The 19,080-nt window shown below is 62.8% G+C and carries 19 protein-coding genes; 11 read left to right on the forward strand and 8 right to left on the reverse strand.

Going from position 1 to position 19,080, the window contains the following annotated elements:
- Nucleotides 1-139: 139 nt before the first annotated feature.
- The 4 genes from ATK23_RS14630 to ATK23_RS14645 are packed head-to-tail and all read left to right on the forward strand — an operon-like array spanning nucleotide 140 to nucleotide 5,750.
- Nucleotides 140-1,438: an ABC transporter substrate-binding protein gene (locus tag ATK23_RS14630; RefSeq protein WP_066143520.1), complete on the forward strand. Its 1,299-nt coding sequence runs from the start codon at nucleotides 140-142 to the stop codon at nucleotides 1,436-1,438.
- Between the two features lie 8 nt (nucleotides 1,439-1,446).
- Entirely contained in the window at nucleotides 1,447-2,487 is a 1,041-nt protein-coding gene (locus ATK23_RS14635) for a carbohydrate ABC transporter permease (protein ID WP_083515705.1), read from the forward strand.
- Nucleotides 2,484-3,371, forward strand: a complete 888-nt coding sequence (locus ATK23_RS14640) for a carbohydrate ABC transporter permease (protein WP_066143523.1) — start codon at nucleotides 2,484-2,486, stop codon at nucleotides 3,369-3,371. Before ATK23_RS14635 ends, ATK23_RS14640 begins: the two co-directional genes overlap by 4 nt.
- Before the next feature lie 48 nt (nucleotides 3,372-3,419).
- Nucleotides 3,420-5,750, forward strand: coding sequence for a glycoside hydrolase family 3 N-terminal domain-containing protein (locus tag ATK23_RS14645; protein ID WP_066143525.1), 2,331 nt, complete (start codon nucleotides 3,420-3,422; stop codon nucleotides 5,748-5,750).
- A 3-nt stretch (nucleotides 5,751-5,753) separates the two neighbouring features.
- Here ATK23_RS14645 and ATK23_RS14650 read toward each other — a convergent pair whose 3' ends face one another.
- The 4 genes from ATK23_RS14650 to ATK23_RS14665 all read right to left on the reverse strand — a co-directional run bounded on the left by ATK23_RS14650 (nucleotide 5,754) and on the right by ATK23_RS14665 (nucleotide 8,858).
- Complete coding sequence (locus tag ATK23_RS14650; protein ID WP_066143528.1) at nucleotides 5,754-6,479, reverse strand: ABC transporter permease; 726 nt, start codon at nucleotides 6,477-6,479, stop codon at nucleotides 5,754-5,756.
- Entirely contained in the window at nucleotides 6,476-7,261 is a 786-nt protein-coding gene (locus tag ATK23_RS14655; RefSeq protein ID WP_083515664.1) for an ABC transporter ATP-binding protein, read from the reverse strand. The genes ATK23_RS14650 and ATK23_RS14655 overlap by 4 nt, the downstream gene beginning before the upstream one ends.
- 35 nt (nucleotides 7,262-7,296) lie before the next feature.
- Entirely contained in the window at nucleotides 7,297-7,935 is a 639-nt protein-coding gene (locus ATK23_RS14660; protein WP_066143532.1) for a TetR/AcrR family transcriptional regulator, read from the reverse strand.
- Between the two features lie 80 nt (nucleotides 7,936-8,015).
- Nucleotides 8,016-8,858, reverse strand: coding sequence for an HAD-IIA family hydrolase (locus ATK23_RS14665; RefSeq protein WP_100339296.1), 843 nt, complete (start codon nucleotides 8,856-8,858; stop codon nucleotides 8,016-8,018).
- 139 nt (nucleotides 8,859-8,997) lie between these two features.
- Here ATK23_RS14665 and ATK23_RS14670 point away from each other — a divergent pair, with 139 nt between their 5' ends.
- From ATK23_RS14670 to ATK23_RS14695, 6 genes are all read left to right on the forward strand, one after another.
- Nucleotides 8,998-9,654: a TrmH family RNA methyltransferase gene (locus ATK23_RS14670; RefSeq protein ID WP_066143537.1), complete on the forward strand. Its 657-nt coding sequence runs from the start codon at nucleotides 8,998-9,000 to the stop codon at nucleotides 9,652-9,654.
- Between the two features lie 222 nt (nucleotides 9,655-9,876).
- On the forward strand, nucleotides 9,877-11,157 hold the full coding sequence (locus ATK23_RS14675; RefSeq protein ID WP_066143540.1) for a M23 family metallopeptidase: 1,281 nt from the start codon (nucleotides 9,877-9,879) through the stop codon (nucleotides 11,155-11,157).
- A 196-nt stretch (nucleotides 11,158-11,353) separates the two neighbouring features.
- The gene (gene fbaA / locus ATK23_RS14680) at nucleotides 11,354-12,376 is read left to right on the forward strand and encodes a class II fructose-bisphosphate aldolase (protein ID WP_066143544.1); all 1,023 of its coding nucleotides are present in this window, start codon (nucleotides 11,354-11,356) and stop codon (nucleotides 12,374-12,376) included.
- Between the two features lie 2 nt (nucleotides 12,377-12,378).
- A complete protein-coding gene (locus ATK23_RS14685) occupies nucleotides 12,379-12,795 on the forward strand; it encodes a DUF3151 domain-containing protein (RefSeq protein ID WP_066143546.1) in 417 nt (138 codons plus the stop codon).
- 243 nt (nucleotides 12,796-13,038) lie between these two features.
- Entirely contained in the window at nucleotides 13,039-13,707 is a 669-nt protein-coding gene (locus ATK23_RS14690; RefSeq protein ID WP_066143549.1) for a DUF4956 domain-containing protein, read from the forward strand.
- Nucleotides 13,707-14,525 carry a polyphosphate polymerase domain-containing protein gene (locus tag ATK23_RS14695; RefSeq protein ID WP_052253847.1) on the forward strand — a complete coding sequence of 273 codons (819 nt, stop codon included), beginning with the start codon at nucleotides 13,707-13,709 and terminating at the stop codon, nucleotides 14,523-14,525. Before ATK23_RS14690 ends, ATK23_RS14695 begins: the two co-directional genes overlap by 1 nt.
- An 18-nt stretch (nucleotides 14,526-14,543) precedes the next feature.
- Here ATK23_RS14695 and ATK23_RS14700 read toward each other — a convergent pair whose 3' ends face one another.
- The 4 genes from ATK23_RS14700 to ATK23_RS14715 all read right to left on the reverse strand — a co-directional run bounded on the left by ATK23_RS14700 (nucleotide 14,544) and on the right by ATK23_RS14715 (nucleotide 17,542).
- A complete protein-coding gene (locus ATK23_RS14700; protein WP_066143553.1) occupies nucleotides 14,544-15,212 on the reverse strand; it encodes a response regulator transcription factor in 669 nt (222 codons plus the stop codon).
- The gene (locus tag ATK23_RS14705) at nucleotides 15,209-16,657 is read right to left on the reverse strand and encodes a sensor histidine kinase (RefSeq protein ID WP_245858447.1); all 1,449 of its coding nucleotides are present in this window, start codon (nucleotides 16,655-16,657) and stop codon (nucleotides 15,209-15,211) included. The genes ATK23_RS14700 and ATK23_RS14705 overlap by 4 nt, the downstream gene beginning before the upstream one ends.
- Entirely contained in the window at nucleotides 16,650-17,054 is a 405-nt protein-coding gene (locus tag ATK23_RS14710; RefSeq protein ID WP_066143556.1) for a hypothetical protein, read from the reverse strand. Before ATK23_RS14710 ends, ATK23_RS14705 begins: the two co-directional genes overlap by 8 nt.
- Nucleotides 17,055-17,125: 71 nt before the next feature.
- The gene (locus ATK23_RS14715; RefSeq protein ID WP_245858449.1) at nucleotides 17,126-17,542 is read right to left on the reverse strand and encodes an Lrp/AsnC family transcriptional regulator; all 417 of its coding nucleotides are present in this window, start codon (nucleotides 17,540-17,542) and stop codon (nucleotides 17,126-17,128) included.
- 197 nt (nucleotides 17,543-17,739) lie between these two features.
- Between ATK23_RS14715 and kynU the strand changes: the two genes are divergently transcribed.
- A complete protein-coding gene (gene kynU / locus ATK23_RS14720) occupies nucleotides 17,740-19,020 on the forward strand; it encodes a kynureninase (RefSeq protein ID WP_066143561.1) in 1,281 nt (426 codons plus the stop codon).
- Nucleotides 19,021-19,080: the final 60 nt, after the last annotated feature.

Here is a 19,080-nt window from a genome sequence, read left to right on the forward strand (position 1 = left end):
CGATAACGTTTTCGCGATGGATTTGGAAAACGTTATCGAAAACGATTGACATGACCTGCGTCACGGTGAAATTCTTGGTGGAGCCAATCGCCTGCCGCCCGAAGCCGGCAGGTCATCATCACAGCTGAGGAGCACGAGCATGTTATCCAAGACCCTAGGTGCGCAGATCCTGGCGCTGGCCGCCACAACCGCCTTGCTGGCCACTGGCTGCGCCGCCGGCGCAAAAGAGGATGGGAAGTCGGCTGACGGAACGACCACAATCACCTGGTGGCACAACTCCAACAATGGCGACGGCAAGGCCTACTACGAAAAAGTGGCGGCCGACTTCGAAGCCGCCCACGAAGGTGTGAACGTAGAAGTCAACGCAATGCAGCACGAGGACATGCTCACCAAGCTCGATGCGGCTTTCCAGAGCGGCGATGCCCCGGATGTCTACATGGAACGTGGCGGCGGCGAGCTGGCGGCGCACGTGGCCGCGGGACTGACCAAGGACCTGACCGATGCGGCCGCCGAGGAAATCGCCTTCCTCGGCGAGAGCGCCGGCGGCTGGCAGCTCGATGGCAGGACCTACGCCTTGCCGTTCTCCCTGGGCGGCGCGGGGTTCTGGTACAACAAGGCGCTGTTCAAGGAAGCGGGCATCGATTCGGCTCCGCAGACCTTCGACGAACTGATCGAGGCCACCGGGAAGCTGAAGCAGGCCGGCATCGACCCGATTTCCATTGGCGCTGGCGACAAGTGGCCAGCAGCCCACTACTGGTACTACGCGGCAGTGCGCGAATGCTCCCAGCAGACCCTTGCCGACTCGGTCGCCAATCTCGATTTCAGCGACCAGTGCTTCGTGGCGGCCGGGGAAGATGTGGACAAGCTGATCAAGGCCCAGCCGTTCAACCCGGGCTTCCTCTCCACCCCGGCGCAGTCCGGCCCGACCTCCGCTTCCGGCCTGCTGGCCACAGGAAAGGTAGCCATGGAACTGGCTGGCCACTGGGAGCCAGGGGTCATGCAGGGCCTGACCGAGGACGGCGCGGGCATGGGCGAGGACACCGGCTGGTTCCCATTCCCTGCCATCGAGGGCGGACAAGGCGACCCTGCCGCGCAGCTTGGCGGAGGCGACGCCTGGGCAGTTTCCGAAGGCGCGCCAGATGCGGCCGTCGACTTCGTGAAGTACATGCTCTCCACCGAAGTCCAGCGCGGATTCGCCGAATTGGACATGGGCCTGCCGACCAACCCGGATGCCAAGGACGCGATCGCTGACCCAGCACTGGCCTCGCTGATGGACGTGCGTGACAGTGCTCCGTACTTCCAGCTCTACTTCGACACCGCTTTCGGCGCATCGATTGGCGGCGCAATGAACGATGAAATTGCCCTGCTCTTTGCCGGCAAGTCCAACGCTCAGAAGATCGTCGACGCCAGCCAAGATGCCGCTGACCTGGAGAAGTGATCCCCGCCGTGGCCCAAGAAGTAACCTGCGCCGCCAGCTTATCAACTGGCGGCGGCACCGATCTTGCCGACAAGGAGCGTTCCAAGGCAAACGCGCTGCCAGCTCCAAGAGACTCCAAGCGCGGACGCAAGCCAGCACAGAAGCGCAAGAATCTGGAGATCTTGTTCTTCGTCAGCCCGGCATTGCTGCTGATCGCGGTCTTCATGCTGGTCCCCATCATCCAAGCGGTGCGCTTTTCGGTGTACAACTGGAAGGGCTTCGGCCCGCTGGTGGACTTCGTAGGCTTCAAGAACTACGTCCGGGTACTGGGCAACGAGGTATTCACCGATGCCCTGGTCCATAACCTGGTCATCATCGGAGGCTCCATCGCCCTGCAGCTCCCGATCGGCCTGGGCATCGCGCTGCTGCTGAATCGGAAGATGAAGATCCAGTCCTTGCTGCGCACTATCATCTTCGTGCCCTACGTGCTCTCCGAAGTCATTGCCGGCGTGGTCTGGTTCCAGCTCCTGCAGCCGCAGTACGGGGTTATCGACACCATCTTGTCCCATTTGGGGATCCAAGGACCGGTCCAAGGCTGGCTGGGCACGCCGGAACTCGCCTTGTGGACCGTGCTGGGCGTACTGACCTGGAAGTACCTTGGGCTGGCGGTGATCCTGTTCCTTGCCGGACTGCAGGGCGTGCCGTCCGAGCTCTACGAAGCGGCGGAAATCGACGGCGCCTCCTGGTGGCAGATCCAGCGGAAGATCACCATCCCGCTGCTGGGGCCCACCCTGCGCACCTGGGGCTTCCTGTCCATGATCGGATCGCTCCAGCTCTTCGACATGGTCTGGATCCTCACCGGCGGTGGCCCGGCCAACGCCACGACCACCATGGCCAGCTTCCTGGTTTCGGAAGGAACCAAGCGCCAGAACTTCGGCATTGCCGCGGCTGCCTCGGTCATCTTGTTCATCGTCGCCCTGGTGCTGGCCATCTCCTACCAGCAGTTCATCCTCAAGCGCGATGCGCAACCGGATGTCGAGCGCCCGAAGCGGAAGCGAGCCAAAGCATGAGCGCCACCTTGACCACCCGCCCGCAGCACACGCCGGCACAGGCCCGCCGCGCCAAAAAGCGCAATGGCCGGCAGGGTGGAAACGTCCTGGTCTACGCCATCGCCTTGGCGGTCGTCGCGATCACCCTGGGTCCGGTCATCTACGGGGTGCTCGGCGGCTTCCGCACCAACGCGCAGCTGGCCGAGAACCCGGCAGGCCTTCCCGCTCCCTGGGTGCTGGAGAACTACACGCGCGTGCTGAAGAACCCAGATTTCTGGCAGTACGCGCTGAACTCCACGATGATTGCGCTGATCACCACCGTTATCGTGGTGGTTTTCGGGATCATGGCCGCCTACCCGTTGGCCCGCTACCAGTTCCGCCTGCGCGAACCGATCTTCATGGTCTTCGTGCTCGGCTTGCTGTTCCCCGCCACCGTGGCAATCGTTCCGCTGTTCATCCTGATCACCCGAGACCTGGGCATGGGCAACACCTGGTGGGGTGTGGCCCTGCCGCAGGCGGCCTTCGCGCTGCCCATGACCGTGGTCATCCTGCGCCCCTTCCTGATGGCGCTACCGCAGGAGCTGGAAGAAGCGGCCCAGCTCGATGGCGCCAGCCGCATGGGCTTCTTCTGGAAGATCCTGCTGCCGCTGTCCGGACCGGGCATGGTCACCGTCGGCGTGCTGGCCTTCGTCGGGTCATGGAACGCGTACCTGCTTCCGCTGCTGCTGCTGCGGGGGGAGATGCGCACCTTGCCGCTGGGCGTCGCAGACTACTCCAGCGAGCACTCGGCGGATACCGCCGGCGTCTTCGCTTTCACCGCGCTGGCCATGATCCCGGCACTGGTCTTTTTCCTGGCCATGCAGAAACGCATCGTCAATGGACTGCAGGGCGCGGTCAAGGGCTGATCCAGCGCGCCTCAAGCTATCGAAATCTTTTGAAGACAAGGAAAAACCATGAAAACTGTCGAGCAAGCCTGGCATGACACCGCACTTCCTGCCGAGCAACGCGTCGCCGCGCTGATGGATGAAATGACACTGGAAGAGAAAGCCGCGCAGCTGGGCTCGTTCTGGATCCGCCCTGCGGAAGCAAGCCAGGATGGCGAGAGCAATGTGGCGCCGATGGCCAACACCTTCGGCGCCGGACCCGACTTCGAAGACGCCATCAAGGACGGATTGGGTCATATCACCCGCGCCTTCGGCACCATCCCGTTGGCTCCCGCCGAGGGCCGCGAACGCCTGGTTGAACTGCAAGAGCAGGTCATTGCCGCCAACCGCCTGGGTATTCCGGCCATTGCCCACGAGGAATGCCTGACCGGTTTCACCACCCTGGGGGCCACCTGCTATCCGGCGTCCATCGCCTGGGGCGCAACCTTCAATCCGGAACTCATTGGAGGCATGGCTCGGCGCATCGGTGCCGACATGCGGAAAATGGGCGTGCACCAGGGTCTGTCCCCAGTCCTGGACGTTGCCCGGGACTACCGCTGGGGCCGGGTGGAAGAGACCATGGGCGAAGACCCCCACCTTGTGGGCGAGCTGGCGGTAGCCTATGTGCGCGGCTTGCAGGATTCCGGGGTGCACGCCACCTTGAAGCACTTCGCCGGCTACGCGGCCTCGCAAGCCGGACGCAACCATGCGCCGGTCTCCATGGGCCCGCGCGCCTTGGAGGACATCGTCTTCCCGCCGTTTGAACGCGCAGTTCGCGAAGCCGGAGTGAAGTCAGTGATGAACTCCTATGCGGACGTGGATGGCGAAGCGCCAGCGGGCAGCCACCGGCTGCTCACCGAAGTGCTGCGTGGCCGCTGGGGCTTCAAGGGAACCGTCGTGGCCGACTACTGGTCCGTCAGCTTCCTGCACAGCATGCACGAAGTCGCAGAAGACGAGGACGCGGCGGGCCGGCTGTCCCTGGAGGCCGGCATGGACGTTGAGCTCCCGGAGACCACCGCCTTCGCCAACTTGGCCCAGGCTGTCCGCGCCGGAGCGCTGGAGCAGGAAGTCCTGGACACCGCGGTACGCCGCGTGCTGGCCCAGAAGCTCGAATTGGGCCTGCTGGACCCAGGCTGGAACCCGCGCAAGGCCTGGCTGGGCGATGACGTGGAACTGGATTCGGCGGATAACCGTGCCCATGCCCGGAAGATGGCCGAGGAATCCATCGTCCTGCTGCGCAATGAGCAGATTCTCCCCCTGGAGAACCCGGCACGTGTGGCGGTCATTGGCCCCAGCGCCTCCCAGCCGCGCACCCACCTGGGTTGCTACTCCTTCACCAACCACGTCTACTCGCGCTTTGCCGAGCAGCAGGACTACGGCGTGCCGATGGCCTCGATCCTCGAAGCCTTGCAGCAGGCTCCTGCGCTCGCCGGATCGCAGATCGAGTATGCCCGCGGCGTGGACTTCACCGATCTGGATGGTTCGGGCATCGCCCAGGCCGTCGAAGCGGCCCGCAATGCCGAAGTCGCGGTGGTCACCGTCGGCGACCTCGCTGGCCTCTTTGGCCGGGGCACCTCGGGAGAGGGCTGCGACGTGGTCGACCTGCGCCTGCCCGGGCGGCAGGGGGATCTGGTGGAAGCGGTGCTGGCGACCGGCACCCCGACGGTGCTGGTGCTGGTCACCGGGCGCCCGTACTCGCTCGGGCAGTTCGCGGATCGCACCGCGGCCATCGTCCAGTGCTTCATGCCGGGGGTGGAGGGCGGGCCTGCGCTGGCCAGTGTGCTGACCGGCGAGGTCAACCCCTCGGGCAAGCTGCCGGCGCAGATCCCCGACCATATCGGCGGGCAGCCGGGCACCTACCTTGCCTCAAAGCTGGCGTGGCATGCCGAAGGCGTCACGAATCTCGATCCGCGGCCGCTGTACCCCTTCGGCTACGGCAGCTCCTACACCAGCTTCGAAATCTCCGGGTTGGAGCTGTCGGAGACTGGTATTGCTACCGACGGGAGCCTTCGGATCAGCGCCACCGCAACCAATACCGGGGCGCGCTCCGGAGCTGAAGTGGTGCAGTTGTACCTTGCTGATGCGGTGTCGCAGGTGGTGCGTCCGCGCCGCTGGCTTGCCGGTTTCGCCAAGGTGCCGCTCGAGGCAGGGGAGTCGAAGCGGGTCACCTTCACGCTTCACGCCGACCGCACCTCGTTCACTGGCCTGTCTGGAAAACGCATTGTGGAACCGGGCACGTTCACGGCGCTGGTGGGTTCGAGCAGCGAGGATCTTGCAGTGCAAGCCGATTTCGAGATCACCGGGACAGTGCGTGAAGTGGCCGAAGGCCGCGTGATGGATACCCCGGTGGACATCGCGTAGCCGCTATGCGGTGCGACGCCGCAGTGTCAGTGAACCGACCAGCAGCGCGACGGCGATCCAGGCGACGATGACCAGCATGCTGCCTGCCGTCGCGGAATCCACTGTTCCCGCCGCGACATCTGAGAGGTCGTCGATGGCGTGGGACAGTGGAAGCCAGTCTCCAATGGCTTCCAGCACTCCGGGCAGCTGCTCGCGGGGCAGGATGATGCCGGCCAGCAGGAACTGCGGGATGACCAGTGCAGGCATGAACTGGACTACTTGGAATTCGGTGCGCGCGAAGGCGCTGGCCATCAACCCGAGGCTGATTCCCAGCAGCGCGTCGAGGGCTGCCACAGCAAACAGCAGCCAGAAGCTGCCTTCGATTTCCAGGCCGCAAACCCAGATGGCGAAGCTGACAGCGATCATGGTTTGGAAAATCGCGACCAGGGTAAAGGCCAGCGCATAGCCGAAGATGAACTCGCCCTTGGCCAGCGGCATGCTCAGCAGGCGCTCGAGGGTGCCGCTGCGCCGCTCGCGCAGGGTGGCGATGCTGGTGACCAGGAACATCACCACGAAGGGGAACAACGCGATCATGGCCGGACCGATGCGGCTGAAGGCCGGGGTGTCGGTGAAGATCCAGGCGATCAGGCCGATCAGCAGGCTGGGCACGATGAGCATCAACGCGATGGTCCGCGGGTCGTGGCGCACCTGGGCCAAGACCCGCCCGGTGGTGGCGAGTGTGCGTTTCATGGCTGCTTCCCTTCCGCCGCGGCCCGATGCTTCGGAACAGATGCCTTGCGGCTTGGCGGCTGCGCGGTGCCGCCTGCCGCGATCAGCGCAACGAAAGCATCTTCGGGATTCTGCGCACCGGTTGATTCCATCAACGCTTCCGGGGTCATCTGGCCGAGCAGTTTCCCCTCGCGCAGCAGCAGTACTTCATCGCACCGCATGGCTTCGTCCATGACATGGCTGGAGACGACAAGGCAAAGGCCGGTGGCCGCCAGTCGCGAGAACATCGCCCACAAATCCGCCCGCAGGACAGGGTCCAAGCCCACCGTGGGTTCATCCAGGATGACAATGTCCGGCGAGCCGAGCAATGCGATGGCCAAGGACACGCGATTGCGCTGCCCGCCGGATAGATCCATGGCCAGCCGGTCGGACTGATCCGTGAGGTCCGTGGTTTCCATGACTCGCTCCACTTCGGCTGCCCGCTGCCCGAGGATCTTGGCGAAATAGGCGATGTTCTGCTTGACGCTCAAATCGTCATAGACGCTGGCGGCCTGGGTCATGTAGCCGACCCGATGGCGCAGGGATTTGTGCCCGGCGGGCTGTCCGAGAACGGTGGCAGTTCCACCGCTGATGATCTGGTTGCCCACGATGCTGCGCAGCAGGGTGCTCTTGCCGCTGCCGCTGGGTCCGAGCAAGCCGATGATCAGTCCCGGCGCTAGTTGGAAGCCCACCTGGTCCAGGACCAGGGACCTTCCGCGTCTGACCACGAGGCGCTGCACATCGACACAAGCCTTTTTATTCATCACATAATGAATTAGAGACCCCCGCCAGCGGTATGTCAATGGTCCAGCGCAGGCAATTCACCGGTGAGGTAGCGCTGGATAGTGGGAGCTACCAGCTTGATCACCTGCTCGTCATCCATGGAGGCCAAAGGCTCCAAGTCAATGATGTAGCGCGCGACAATGAGCCCGATAATCTGGCTGGCCACCAGGGCCACCCGGGGTTCGGCGCTATCTTCGGGTAAACGCGAACCCAAGCGCGAGAAGATCTCCTTCTGCAGGAAGGGGCGGAGGATCTTCGTCGCGCTGCTGCTGGAAATTAGTCCCCGGATCATGGCCGTTGCCGCCGTGCGGAAGGCGGGCTTGCGCCAGGTGGTGAGCAACGCGCGAACCAGCGCCTCGCCCATCTGCTCCAACGGCGCCGTGGCGGCCTGGGCAATGATTTCCCCTGGATTGACGGGGATGTGCATGGTCTGGACGAACAGGTCGTCCTTGTCCTTGAAGTAATGGTGCACCAGCGCAGGATCCACCCCGGCTCGGCGCGCTACCGAACGGAGGCTGGCTGCCTCGTATCCGGCATGGGAAAATTCCTTGGAGGCGGCCCTGAGGATGGCCGCCTTGGTTGTCCCGGTGGTGCTGCCCTTGGGGCGCCCGCGCTTCCGCGCACCCGGAACCTCGTTCGGTACTTGCTCGCTCACGGTCTCAGCATACGTCCGGAACCGTGCGCCAACGCAGTAAGGCCGGGCAAAAGCCCGGCCTTACATGGGTCAGCTGAAGGCTACTTCTTGGCGGCTGGCGTTTCCGCTGCCGCGGCGCCCTTGGCGAGTTCCGCATGCAGGTTAGCCACGGAAGGGAACTGAAGGTCCGGGCGGAACGGGAAGGTATCCATGTCTTCCCGGGCGGTGATGCCGGTGTACACCAATGCCGTCAGGAGTCCGGCTTCCATGCCCGCAACGATATCGGTGTCCATGCGGTCGCCGATCATCGCGGTGGTTTCCGAGTGCGCGTCGATCCGGTTCAAGGCGGAGCGGAACATCATCGGGTTCGGCTTGCCCACCACGTATGGGTCGCGGTTGGTTGCGCGCGAGATCAGGGCCGCGATGGCGCCGGTGGCCGGCATGATGCCCTCGGTGGAGGGGCCGGTGGCGTCCGGATTCGTGGCGATGAACTTCGCCCCGCCTTCGATCAGCCGGATGGCCTTGGTGATGGCTTCAAAAGAGTAGGTGCGGGTCTCGCCCAGAACCACGTAGTCAGGATTCTGATCGGTCATGATGAAACCTGCATCGTGCAGTGCGGTGGTCAGGCCGGCTTCGCCGATGACGAAGGTGCGGCCACCTGGACGCTGGCGAGCCAGGAACTCGGCGGTGGCCATCGCGGACGTCCAGATGTTCTCCTCCGGGACGTCCAGGCCCGAGGCCAGCAAGCGGGCGCGCAAATCGCGCGGGGTGAAGATGGAGTTGTTGGTCAGCACCAGGAAGCGCAGGTTGTTTTCGCGCCAGTAGCCCAAAAGCTCGGCGGCGCCCTTGATGGCCTGGTTCTCGTGCACCAATACGCCGTCCATGTCGGTGAGCCAGCATTTGATGTCGTGGACAGTTCGGGTACCGCGGATTGAAGTAGTCACGAGGCGTGGATCCTCCCTGGGAAAGTATGTGGTGGGAGCTATCGGCACTGAAAGTATCCCCTTCTATTAAGAGATTACACAGGCTCGTGCAAATGCACCGTGAACAAGGGCACGAACATAACGAACTAGGCTTAATACTGTGAACGAAGAAACGCATGAACCAGTGAATGATCCCGGTGCGCAGCATGTCATCGGTGTGGGCCCCTGGGAAGGGGAGCTGCCTACCGACGGAAGATACGATCCGCAGCTGCTTGCCGAGGGCGACCGGCGCAACGTCGCGGACAAATACCGCTACTGGACGATGGACGCCATCATTGCTGATCTTGACGAACGCCGCCACGATTTCCATATCGCGATTGAAAACTGGCAGCACGATATGAACATCGGCACTGTGGTGCGCAGCGCCAATGCCTTCTTGGCCAAGGAAGTACATATCATCGGCCGCCGCCGCTGGAATCGGCGAGGCGCCATGGTCACGGATCGTTACCAGCATGTACGCCACCATGCAACGGTGGAGGAGTTCGTTGCCTGGGCCGAAGGCGAAGGGCTGACCATTCTGGGCATCGATATCTTCCCGGATTCCGTTCCATTGGAAACCTACGATCTTCCGAAGAACTGCGTGCTGGTCTTCGGGCAAGAAGGTCCCGGACTCAGCCCGGAAGTCCATGCCGCGGCCAAGGACACCTTGTCCATCGAGCAGTTCGGGTCGACTCGTTCAATCAATGCGGCTTCCGCCGCCGGGATTGCCATGCACGCATGGGTGCGCAGGCACGTGTTTGGGCAAAATGTAGGTTAACTGGAAATTTAATACTGGCGAGTTTAGTCGAGCATCTGGATTAGTTACCATTTTCGGCCTACGCTGGATTTTGGTTATGAAAATGTGATCTGGGAGAGGGCGGTCGTGAAACGACGTCATCAAGTGAACCACGACTTGTTGTTGCCGGGTTTGCCGCGACGCAGGAAACCATTGGTTATATGGTCGACTTCTATCGTCGCTGCGCTCGGGCTGACAGGAGCCTTGGCGATCCCAATCATGGCGCAGGTCGGAGATACCAGGCAGGGAAATATCCCCGTAGGCATCGACGCTGTCGCTGATCCGTCGATGTTCAACGGGCCTGTCTATGTCAGCGCCGACGCTCCACTGAATGCCTTCGGCGGTTCCGGCAAGGAACTGGCAATTGACGGACGTCCAGTGGGCATGATCGATGGCGCTGATGCTGAGTCCGAAGCATCCGGCGATGACAACGAATCCTCCGCATTGCTCGCCGGCATGGTAGGTGAACTGGGCAAGCTGCCTGGCGACCTGCAGCTGATGCACCCGGTCAAGACGCGCAAGATTTCCAGCCCCTACGGCTGGCGTGCCAACCCAACCGGTCCGGGCAACCAGATCCACATCGGCCAGGACTACCCGATTGCCTGCGGCTCGCCCGTTTACGCTTCCGAGGCTGGAACGGTCACCGTATCCTCATGGGCAGGCCACTCAGGCATGCGTGTGACTATTGATCACGGCAGCAATGTCCAGACTGGCTACAGCCACAATTCAAAGTTGATTGCCAAGGTGGGGCAGCGGGTCGAACAGGGCGAGCTGATTGCCTTGGCCGGCACTACCGGCAACTCGACCGGTTGCCATGTGCACTTCGAGGTCATCATCGATGGCCGTTGGCACGATCCGCGCAACTACCTGCCAACCATTCCTGGACAGCGTCAGGCAATGATTAATTCGCAGCGCCTGACGGTCAACGCCGGCACCGCTCCGAAGGGCAACGGCTCCCAGACGCCAGATCGCGCTCCAAGCGGCCCGGATCCAGATGTGATCGTTCCCGAGGACGATACTCCAGTCATTCCTCGGCCGAAACCGACCCCATCGGAAACGAAGCGCCCGTCGCCAAGCGAGAGCGAATCCCCAAACGGTTCGCAGTCGCCAGATGGCTCGCAGAGCCCGGATAGCTCCAAGAGTCCGGATAACTCCAAGAGTCCGGACGCGTCGACGAGCCCAAGCGAGTCGCAGAGTCCAGACGGTTCGACGAGCCCTGACGAGAGCTCGCCTACGGGGCCTGAGACGACTGCTCCTGAGACAACAGCCCCCGCGCCCACTGAGGGATCCAAGGAAGAAAAAGGTTCGGTCGAGAAGTCTCCAACGACGCCAGCTCCTGAGGCTGAAACGGATTCGTCGAAGTCGACGTCAACCGGAAGCGAAACTCCGAATGCGTCCACGAGCTCGGCGCCAGCTCCAAGCAGAACTGGCACCACGCAGGTGGCTCCATCGGGAAGCAGTTCCCAGAGCGCAACAAACGAATAAGGAACGCAATAAGCCAACGGCCAACCGTCATGAGACTAGTTCTCGTCTGGGTTGGCCGTTCGCTTTGCCGTAAACCTCGGAAATCCCCGTGTCACGATCTGAGATTTAGGACTCAGCCAGTGCCATAGCCGATAGGATGGATGGCGAACCGCCGTCAATGGAGACGCGTAACCTCGCTAATCACCAGGAGTGAAGCATGCCTATCGCAACCCCCGATAAGTACAATGCAATGATCGATGCTGCCAAGGCAGGCGGCTACGCCTTCCCAGCAGTGAACGTGACCAGCTCGCAGACTTTGAACGCCGCAATCCGCGGTTTCGCAGAGGCTGAATCCGACGGCATCATCCAGGTCTCCACCGGCGGCGCCGCATACTGGTCAGGTGCGTCCATCAAGGACATGGTTGCCGGCTCGCTGGGCTTCGCGGCCTTCGCCCGCCAGGTTGCCAAGAACTACGGCGTGAACATCGCGCTGCACACCGACCACTGCCCAGCCGACAAGCTGGACGGTTTCGTGCTGCCGCTGCTGGCCGCTTCGGAAGCCGAAGTTGCCGCAGGCCGCGATCCATTCTTCAACTCCCACATGTGGGACGGTTCGGCTGAAACCCTCGAAGAGAACCTGCGCATTGCCGCCGAACTGCTGCCGCGCACCCATGCCGCCAAGCAGATCCTCGAGGTCGAGATCGGCACCGTGGGCGGCGAGGAAGACGGCGTGGAGAACGCCATTAATGACAAGCTCTACACCACCGTCGAAGACGCTCTGGCCACCATTGAAGCCCTGGGCTCCGGCGAGAAGGGCCGTTACATCACCGCGCTGACCTTCGGCAACGTGCACGGCGTTTACAAGCCAGGCAACGTAAAGCTGCGCCCAGAGATCCTGAAGGATATCCAGGCCCAGGTTGGCGCCAAGATTGGCAAGGCGAACCCATTCGACCTGGTATTCCACGGCGGATCGGGCTCTTCTGAGCAGGAAATTGCTGACGCAGTTGCCTATGGCGTGATCAAGATGAACATCGACACCGACACCCAGTACGCCTTCACCCGCCCGGTAGCTGGCCACATGCTTGCCAACTATGACGGTGTGCTGAAGGTTGACGGCGAAGTTGGCAACAAGAAGACCTACGACCCACGCGTGTGGGGCGCCAAGGCCGAAGAGTCCATGGCTGCCCGCATCGTTGAAGCTGCCCAGCAGCTCGGCTCGGCCGGAAAGTCGCTGAAGTAACCATGGTCGGAGAAAACCTGCTGGGCATCCCGGAAACCCTGCTTCCGGAAGAAACCGAAGTGCTGTCACGCCACGAAGCCGGGGACGAAGCCGCGGACTTGGCGGCAAAATTCCCTGCCTCGTCACTGGCTTGGGCACTGCTTGCCAACGAAGCGCATAACGAAGGCCGCATCGTGGAGTCCTATGCGTTCGCACGCGTGGGCTACCACCGCGGCCTGGACTCGCTGCGCAAGGCCGGCTGGCGCGGACAGGGCCCGGTGCCTTGGCGCCACGAGCCGAACCGCGGCTTCCTGCGCTCGCTGTACGCGCTGGGCCGGGCGGCTGCTGCCATCGGGGAGACCGAGGAAGTCGAGCGCATCGGCAAGTTCCTGAACGACTCGGATGCTACCGCCAAGGCTGAAATCGAAGCCGGCAAGTAGCCAATTTCGCAACACCGCTCGGCGGCTCTTCTCGCAAGGAGAAGAGCCGCCGAGCGGTATTTAACGCAGGCTTCCAACCCTGCGAAGGTCTCGTCGTCACCTTCAACAAACAGCAAACCGGCAGGTCATGACTCATTAAGAAACATGAGGGCGTTCTCATGTTGTTCTACTTCCGGACTCATCTAGTTCACCTAAAGTTCATTTCGAAGAGATCATCACCTCACGTCTTCGAAAGGGAGAGCAATGTTGTCATTCTGGATGGGACTGGGCTCCAACATCATCGGTATTACGGTTCTCGTGTGCTTCGTATACTTCCGCCGCCACTTCCGCCGCGACCTCGTGCTGGCCTACATCGCCTTGAGCATGGGCATCTTCGCCGTCACCTTGCTGCTCTCGGGCAGCGGTGCGGGCATGGGGCTGGGTCTCGGCCTCTTCGGCATCCTCTCGATCATCCGCCTTCGGTCCGACACCTTGACCCAGGAAGAAGTGGCCTACTACTTCATCTCGCTGGCCATCGGCTTGGTCAACGGCCTGCACCCGGAACCTGCATGGCTGGCTCCGGCAGCGACCGCGGCCCTGGTTCTGGTGATGTTCCTTGCCGACCACCCGAGCTTCGCCCCGCGCACCGAACGCCAGACCGTGACCCTGGAACGCGCCTACCCGAAGAAGGTCGACCTGCAGGCCGCGCTTGAAGAACTGCTGGATGCCAAGGTGCTGCGAACCGTGGTTGTCGAGCTGGACATGGTGCGCGACCTGACCATCGTCGATGTCCGCTTCCGCACCAACGCCGCCGGCAGCAAGCCTGCGTCCAAGGCCAGCGCCTCCGAGAGCTTCTCCGGCACCTATGAACTGGCCAACAGCCAGACCGCCCCGGCCACGCAGAACGGAGCGAAGCAGGGGTCGTGGTCTTGATGACTGCCCTTGCCGACAAGCGTGTGGACCTCGCCTCCTCCCAAGCCAGGGCGGCTCTGGAGGCAGCCGTCATCGGCCGGGAGCCCATCAGCCTCGAAGATGTGATCTCCGAAGCTGCGCTGCAGACCCGCGTCGACAAGAAGTTCCTGCTGACCCCGGAGGAATTCACCGCGCTATCCGAGCGCTTGGGCGACCAGTTCAAGATCATGCAGATCGACGGCCGGCGCACCTTCCGCTACGAATCGGTGTATTTCGACACCGAGGACTACGACCAGTACCGCGCCCACCGCCAGGGCCGGCGCCGGCGCTACAAGGTGCGCTCGCGCACCTATGCGGACACCGGGCTGTCGATGTTCGAGATCAAGACCAAGGGGCTGCGTGGCGCCACGGTGAAGCACCGTGTAGAGCAGGACCTGGACACTGCTGGCGAACTGACCAAGGAAAACCGGGAATTCCTCGAATCGGTGCTGCGCAGCGAGTACGGGCAGGAGGCACCCCAATTGCAGCCGGTCCTGGACAGCGCCTACCGCCGCGCGACGTTCGTGAACCCGATCGATGGTGAACGGCTGACCTGCGATGTCGAGCTGGAATACGCCCATGGCGAGGCGAAAGTCGACGGGCCGGACCTGATTGTCGTGGAGACCAAGTCAGCCGACGGCCGCGGCGTTTCGGACCAGGCTCTGGCAGAGCTGGGCATCCGCGAGGTGTCGATGTCCAAGTACTGCATCGGCATTGCGCTGCTGAACCCGCAGCTGCCGGCCAACCGCTGGAGCCGGCTGCTGCAGCAGAGCTTCGTCCCGGACCCGGCGCTGCGCTAGCACCGGCAGCGGATTCGGCTACCGATCCGAGGCGAGACGGTAGCCGAATCCGCGCACCGTCTCAAAGCGTTCAGTTCCGAGCTTGTTGCGCAGGTAGCGGACATACACGTCCACCACGTTGGAACCGGGGTCGAAGTCATAGCCCCAGACCCGGGACAGCAGCTGCTCCCGGCTGAGCACCTGTCCGGGGTTGCGCAAGAACGCTTCGGCCAGCGCGAACTCGCGTGCCGACAGGTCGACCTCGCGTTCATCGACCGTCACGCGGCGGCGCAGCAAATCCATATGCAGGTTCTCGTGGGTCAGCGAAGACACCTCGGGGGCATTGTCCTCCGAGCGAAGGCGCAGGCGTACGCGGGCCAGCAGCTCGTCGAAGTGGAACGGCTTGGCCATGTAGTCATCGGCGCCGTTCTGCAGGCCGGCGACCGTGTCTTCCACGCTGCCGCGCGCGGTCAGGATGATTACCGGCGTATCGATCTGCGCGGCGCGCAGGCGGCGCAGCACCGAGAATCCGTCCTCATCGGGCAGGCCCAGATCGAGGATGATCAGCTCATGGTCGCCTTCAATGGCCTGGCTGAAACCGTCATGCCCGGTTTCCGCGATGGATGAGGTCAGTCCCGCGGCACGCAGCCCCTTGGCAACGAACGAACTGATGCGCGGCTCATCTTCAATAATCAGTATCTGGCTCATGCTTCCTTGCTTCCAGTCGACAACGGCATGTCAATGTAGAACGTGGATCCCTTGCCATGCTCCGAATTCACCCACACTCGCCCGCCGTGGGTTTCAGCGATGGCCTGCACGATGTTCAGCCCCAGGCCGGAACCGGAGGAACGCACAGAGTTCTGGCCACGTCCAAAGCGCTCGAAAATGCGTTCAAGATCTTCGGCCTGGATGCCCACGCCCGCATCGGAAACCCACCAGCGCAAGGTGGTGTTGCCCTGGCCATCGCGGACAATCTCGTTGCCCAAGCCGATGCGGCTGCCCTCGGCCGAGAACTTCACCGCATTGGCGCACAGCTGCAGCATGGCCTGGGTGGTCCGGACCGGGTCGAGCGACACGGTGGCTTCGGTGCGGTAGTCGACGCGCCACTGGCGCGGTCCCAGGCCGCGGGCCTTGTCGAGGATGTCGTCCAGCAGCTTGCCGACTTCCGTCGGCTCAACCTGGAGGAAGTCCATGCGGTTGGATTTCGCCAGGGTCACCAGGTCGTTGATCAGCAAGGACATGCGCCCGAGCTCGTCCATGGCGATATCGCGGCTCTGCGCGACATCTTCTGGATCGCTGGGGTCCATCAGTTCCAGATGCCCGTTGATGATCGTCACCGGCGTGCGCAATTCGTGCCCGACATCATCGAGCAGCTGGCGCTGCGAGCTCAGCGCGCCTTCCAAGCGGTCCAGCATCTCGTTGACAGTGACGGTCAGTTCGGCGAACTCGTCATTTCCGGAAACCTCGATGCGCTGGGAGACATCGGTCTCGGAAATCTGCTGCGCGGTGGTTTGCAGGCGGCGAATCGGGTCGAGCATCCGTCCCACCACCAGCCAGGCGGCCAGCGCGGCGACGAGCATGACCGAGCCGCCGACGGCGGCGTAGATCATGAAGTTGCGGTCGTTGGCGATGGCCTCGGCCGAGTAGTCGTAGGCCAGCACGAAGGCGCCGTGCTCATGGTCGGCAGGAAGGCTGACCGGAACGACCACTGCGCGATAGGTAGTGATGTCCGTGTCTACAGTTCCCAGGCGGATATGGTTGGCATCCTGGACGGTTCTGGCCCATTCGAGGAACTCCGGATCATCTTCCAGCCGGGTGTTGACGATATCCGGTGCGGTCCAGCGCACCTTGTTGCCAACCAGTGCGAGCATGCCCTGCTTCGGCGACGGCAGGGTGCGCTGCATGGCGATGTACAGCAGGTCCTCAGCGTGCTTGAAGCGCTCCATGGTCCGCGGGTCGACACCGGTTTCGGTGAGGACTTTGAATTCCTTGACGGTGCGGGTCAACGACTCGTCGAGGCGTTCGTTCAGTTCGTGGCGCTGCACGGCAAAGCTTGCGGTGCCCGCCACCAGCAGGGCCAGGCCCACGAGCAGCATCATGCCGGTCAGCACCCGGGCCCGGATGGACCACCGGCGTTCGGGTGAGCTAGTCATCGTCACCGTCGTCGTCGGCTTCTTCGTAGTCGTCGTCATCGTCGTCATCATCGTCGTACTGGTTGCCGGATGGAGGCAATGGGACGACGGTCTTCTTCGGCGGGGGTGGCGGAGCAGGTTTCGGTTTCGGCTTGGGAGTAGCGCTCGGCTTGGGTTTCTCCGAAGGCTCCGGATTTTTCGAGCTGCGGGATTCGGTCGCCGAGGCGGAAGGCGAGGAGGATGGGCCGTTGGGGGTGCTGCTGGTCGGAGCAGGGGTGGCTTCTTCGAAGATGAACCCTTCACCGAGGTCTTGGTCCGCCGGGCCTTCCAAGGCTTGGCTGATTCCGAACGCGCCCAGGCATACGACTGCCACGACAGCGATCGTCGCAAAGACACGGCGCAAAGCTTCCTTTCCCATGTTTTTCATTGTGGCTGAAATAAATGAGATCCAGATGAGAGATGCCGTTAGATGACGAAGGCTTCCCGGTGCTAGGCCAAATGCTCGAAGATTATGACCGTCTGGGTGGAAGCGAACGCGCGGTTGGACCCCAAGTGCGTGGCCACGAATGTCCGCAAATCTTCGATGCTCCGGGTCGCCACGCGCACCAGCAAATCCGGCGAGCCACCGAGAACGAAGACTTCCTTGACCTCGGCGAGCTCCTTGAGCTGATGCGCCGAGGACAGCAGGCGGTCCCGGGCAACGGAGGAGACCACAACGGAAATCATGGCGTTGACGGCAACGCCAAGCAGCCGCTCATTGATCGCTGCATGGTAGCCGGTGATCACCCCCGCCTTGGAGAGGGCCTTGACCCGACCCAAGCAGGTGGAGGGAGCCAGGCCGACCTTTGCTGCCAGGACATTGTTGGCGATCCGCGCATCCTGGCTCAGCTCAGCAAGGATGGACAAGTCCGTTCCGTCGACACGAACAGGATTCGGCAGGGCGTCGCCTTGAACCGTCCATAATGAACCTGGCACGGCTGATCAACTCGATTCTTCTAATAAGTTCAGTTCTGCTCGCACAGTATCGAATCTGATTCTACGATGGATTCATCATGGAGAACTGGAAGTTTTCCATCCTTGATCGTGGCCGAACAGGAGATCCAATGACCACCCCACTGACCCGCCAGTCGCTTGCACAGTTGGACGCGGCAGACCCGCTGGTGGCGTTCGGCGACCGCTTCAACCTCCCGGAAGGCGTCATCTACCTGGATGGCAACTCCCTGGGTGCGCTGCCCAAGGGAGCAGCCGAACGGGCCGCCCAGGTAGTCACTGAAGAATGGGGCCAGGGCCTGATCCGTTCATGGAACACCGCCGGCTGGTTCGAGATGCCGCTGAAGCTCGGCGACAAGCTGGGGCGCCTGCTGGGCGCGAACCCCGGCGAAACCGCGATCACCGACACCACCACCCTGAACTTGTTCAAGGCCCTGGCCTCTGCATTGCGCACGCAGAAGGCCGATGCCCCGCAGCGCCGGGTGATTCTCACCGAACGCGACAACTTCCCAACCGACATCTATATCGCGCAGGGTCTGGCCGATCTGGTCAACTCGCTCTCACAGGAAACCGGCGTCGCCTACGAAGTGAAGCTCATCGACTCCGAGGCGCAGCTGCGTGCCGCACTGGACGAAACCGTGGCTGTGGTGGCCCTGTCGCACGTGAACTACCGCACCGGATCCATGTGGGACATGGACCAAGTCACCGCGGCCATCCACGCCTCGGGTGCACTGGTGGTCTGGGACCTGGCCCATGCCGCGGGGGCAGTGCCGATTGACTTGAACTCCGCGGATGCCGACTACGCCGTGGGCTGCACCTACAAGTACCTCAACGGCGGCCCGGGTTCCCCGGCGTTCATCTGGGTCAATGCCCGCCACCACGAACGCTTCTGGCAGCCGCTGTCCGGCTGGTGGTCGCACAAGTCGCCCTTCGAGATGGCCGACAGCTACACCCCGGCCAACGACATCCGCCGCTTCATGTGCGGCACCCAGCCGGTCACCTCGCTGGCAATGATCGAAGCCGGCCTGGATATCGCGCTGGAAGCTGACATGGGCAAGGTGCGCGCGAACTCGCTGGAGCTGGTGGATCTGTTCATCGAGCTGGTGGAAACCCGTTGCGCCGGTTACGGTTTGGAACTGGTGACTCCGCGCGAGCATGCAGCCCGCGGCAGCCATGTCAGCTTCCGCCATGAGCATGGATATGAAATCATCGCCGCACTCATCGACCAGGGCGTCATCGGAGACTACCGCGAGCCGGAAGTCCTGCGCTTCGGCATCACCCCGCTGTACCTGACGCGCACCGATATCTGGGATGCCGTGGAGAAACTGCGTGAAATTCTGCACACCAATGCGTGGCAGCGCGAAGAGTACGCCGTGCGTAATGCCGTGACATGATGCAAATTCCGCCGGTTGCGGGCCCGGTGGCCCCGGAATTGGCGAATTGGCGCGGGAGTA

Source organism: Glutamicibacter nicotianae (assembly GCF_002797775.1).
GTDB classification, from domain to species: Bacteria; Actinomycetota; Actinomycetes; order Actinomycetales; family Micrococcaceae; genus Glutamicibacter; species Glutamicibacter nicotianae.

Excerpts from the sequence above, each read along its gene's own strand:
- ATK23_RS14630 (WP_066143520.1), top strand. The coding sequence starts at position 140 with ATGTTATCCAAGACCCTAGGTGCGCAGATCCTGGCGCTGGCCGCCACA.
- ATK23_RS14640 (WP_066143523.1), top strand. The coding sequence starts at position 2,484 with ATGAGCGCCACCTTGACCACCCGCCCGCAGCACACGCCGGCACAGGCC.
- ATK23_RS14645 (WP_066143525.1), top strand. The coding sequence starts at position 3,420 with ATGAAAACTGTCGAGCAAGCCTGGCATGACACCGCACTTCCTGCCGAG.
- ATK23_RS14650 (WP_066143528.1), bottom strand. The coding sequence starts at position 6,479 with ATGAAACGCACACTCGCCACCACCGGGCGGGTCTTGGCCCAGGTGCGC.
- ATK23_RS14655 (WP_083515664.1), bottom strand. The coding sequence starts at position 7,261 with ATGAATAAAAAGGCTTGTGTCGATGTGCAGCGCCTCGTGGTCAGACGC.
- fbaA (WP_066143544.1), top strand. The coding sequence starts at position 11,354 with ATGCCTATCGCAACCCCCGATAAGTACAATGCAATGATCGATGCTGCC.
- ATK23_RS14685 (WP_066143546.1), top strand. The coding sequence starts at position 12,379 with ATGGTCGGAGAAAACCTGCTGGGCATCCCGGAAACCCTGCTTCCGGAA.
- ATK23_RS14690 (WP_066143549.1), top strand. The coding sequence starts at position 13,039 with ATGTTGTCATTCTGGATGGGACTGGGCTCCAACATCATCGGTATTACG.
- ATK23_RS14695 (WP_052253847.1), top strand. The coding sequence starts at position 13,707 with ATGACTGCCCTTGCCGACAAGCGTGTGGACCTCGCCTCCTCCCAAGCC.
- ATK23_RS14700 (WP_066143553.1), bottom strand. The coding sequence starts at position 15,212 with ATGAGCCAGATACTGATTATTGAAGATGAGCCGCGCATCAGTTCGTTC.
- ATK23_RS14705 (WP_245858447.1), bottom strand. The coding sequence starts at position 16,657 with ATGACTAGCTCACCCGAACGCCGGTGGTCCATCCGGGCCCGGGTGCTG.
- ATK23_RS14710 (WP_066143556.1), bottom strand. The coding sequence starts at position 17,054 with ATGGGAAAGGAAGCTTTGCGCCGTGTCTTTGCGACGATCGCTGTCGTG.
- kynU (WP_066143561.1), top strand. The coding sequence starts at position 17,740 with ATGACCACCCCACTGACCCGCCAGTCGCTTGCACAGTTGGACGCGGCA.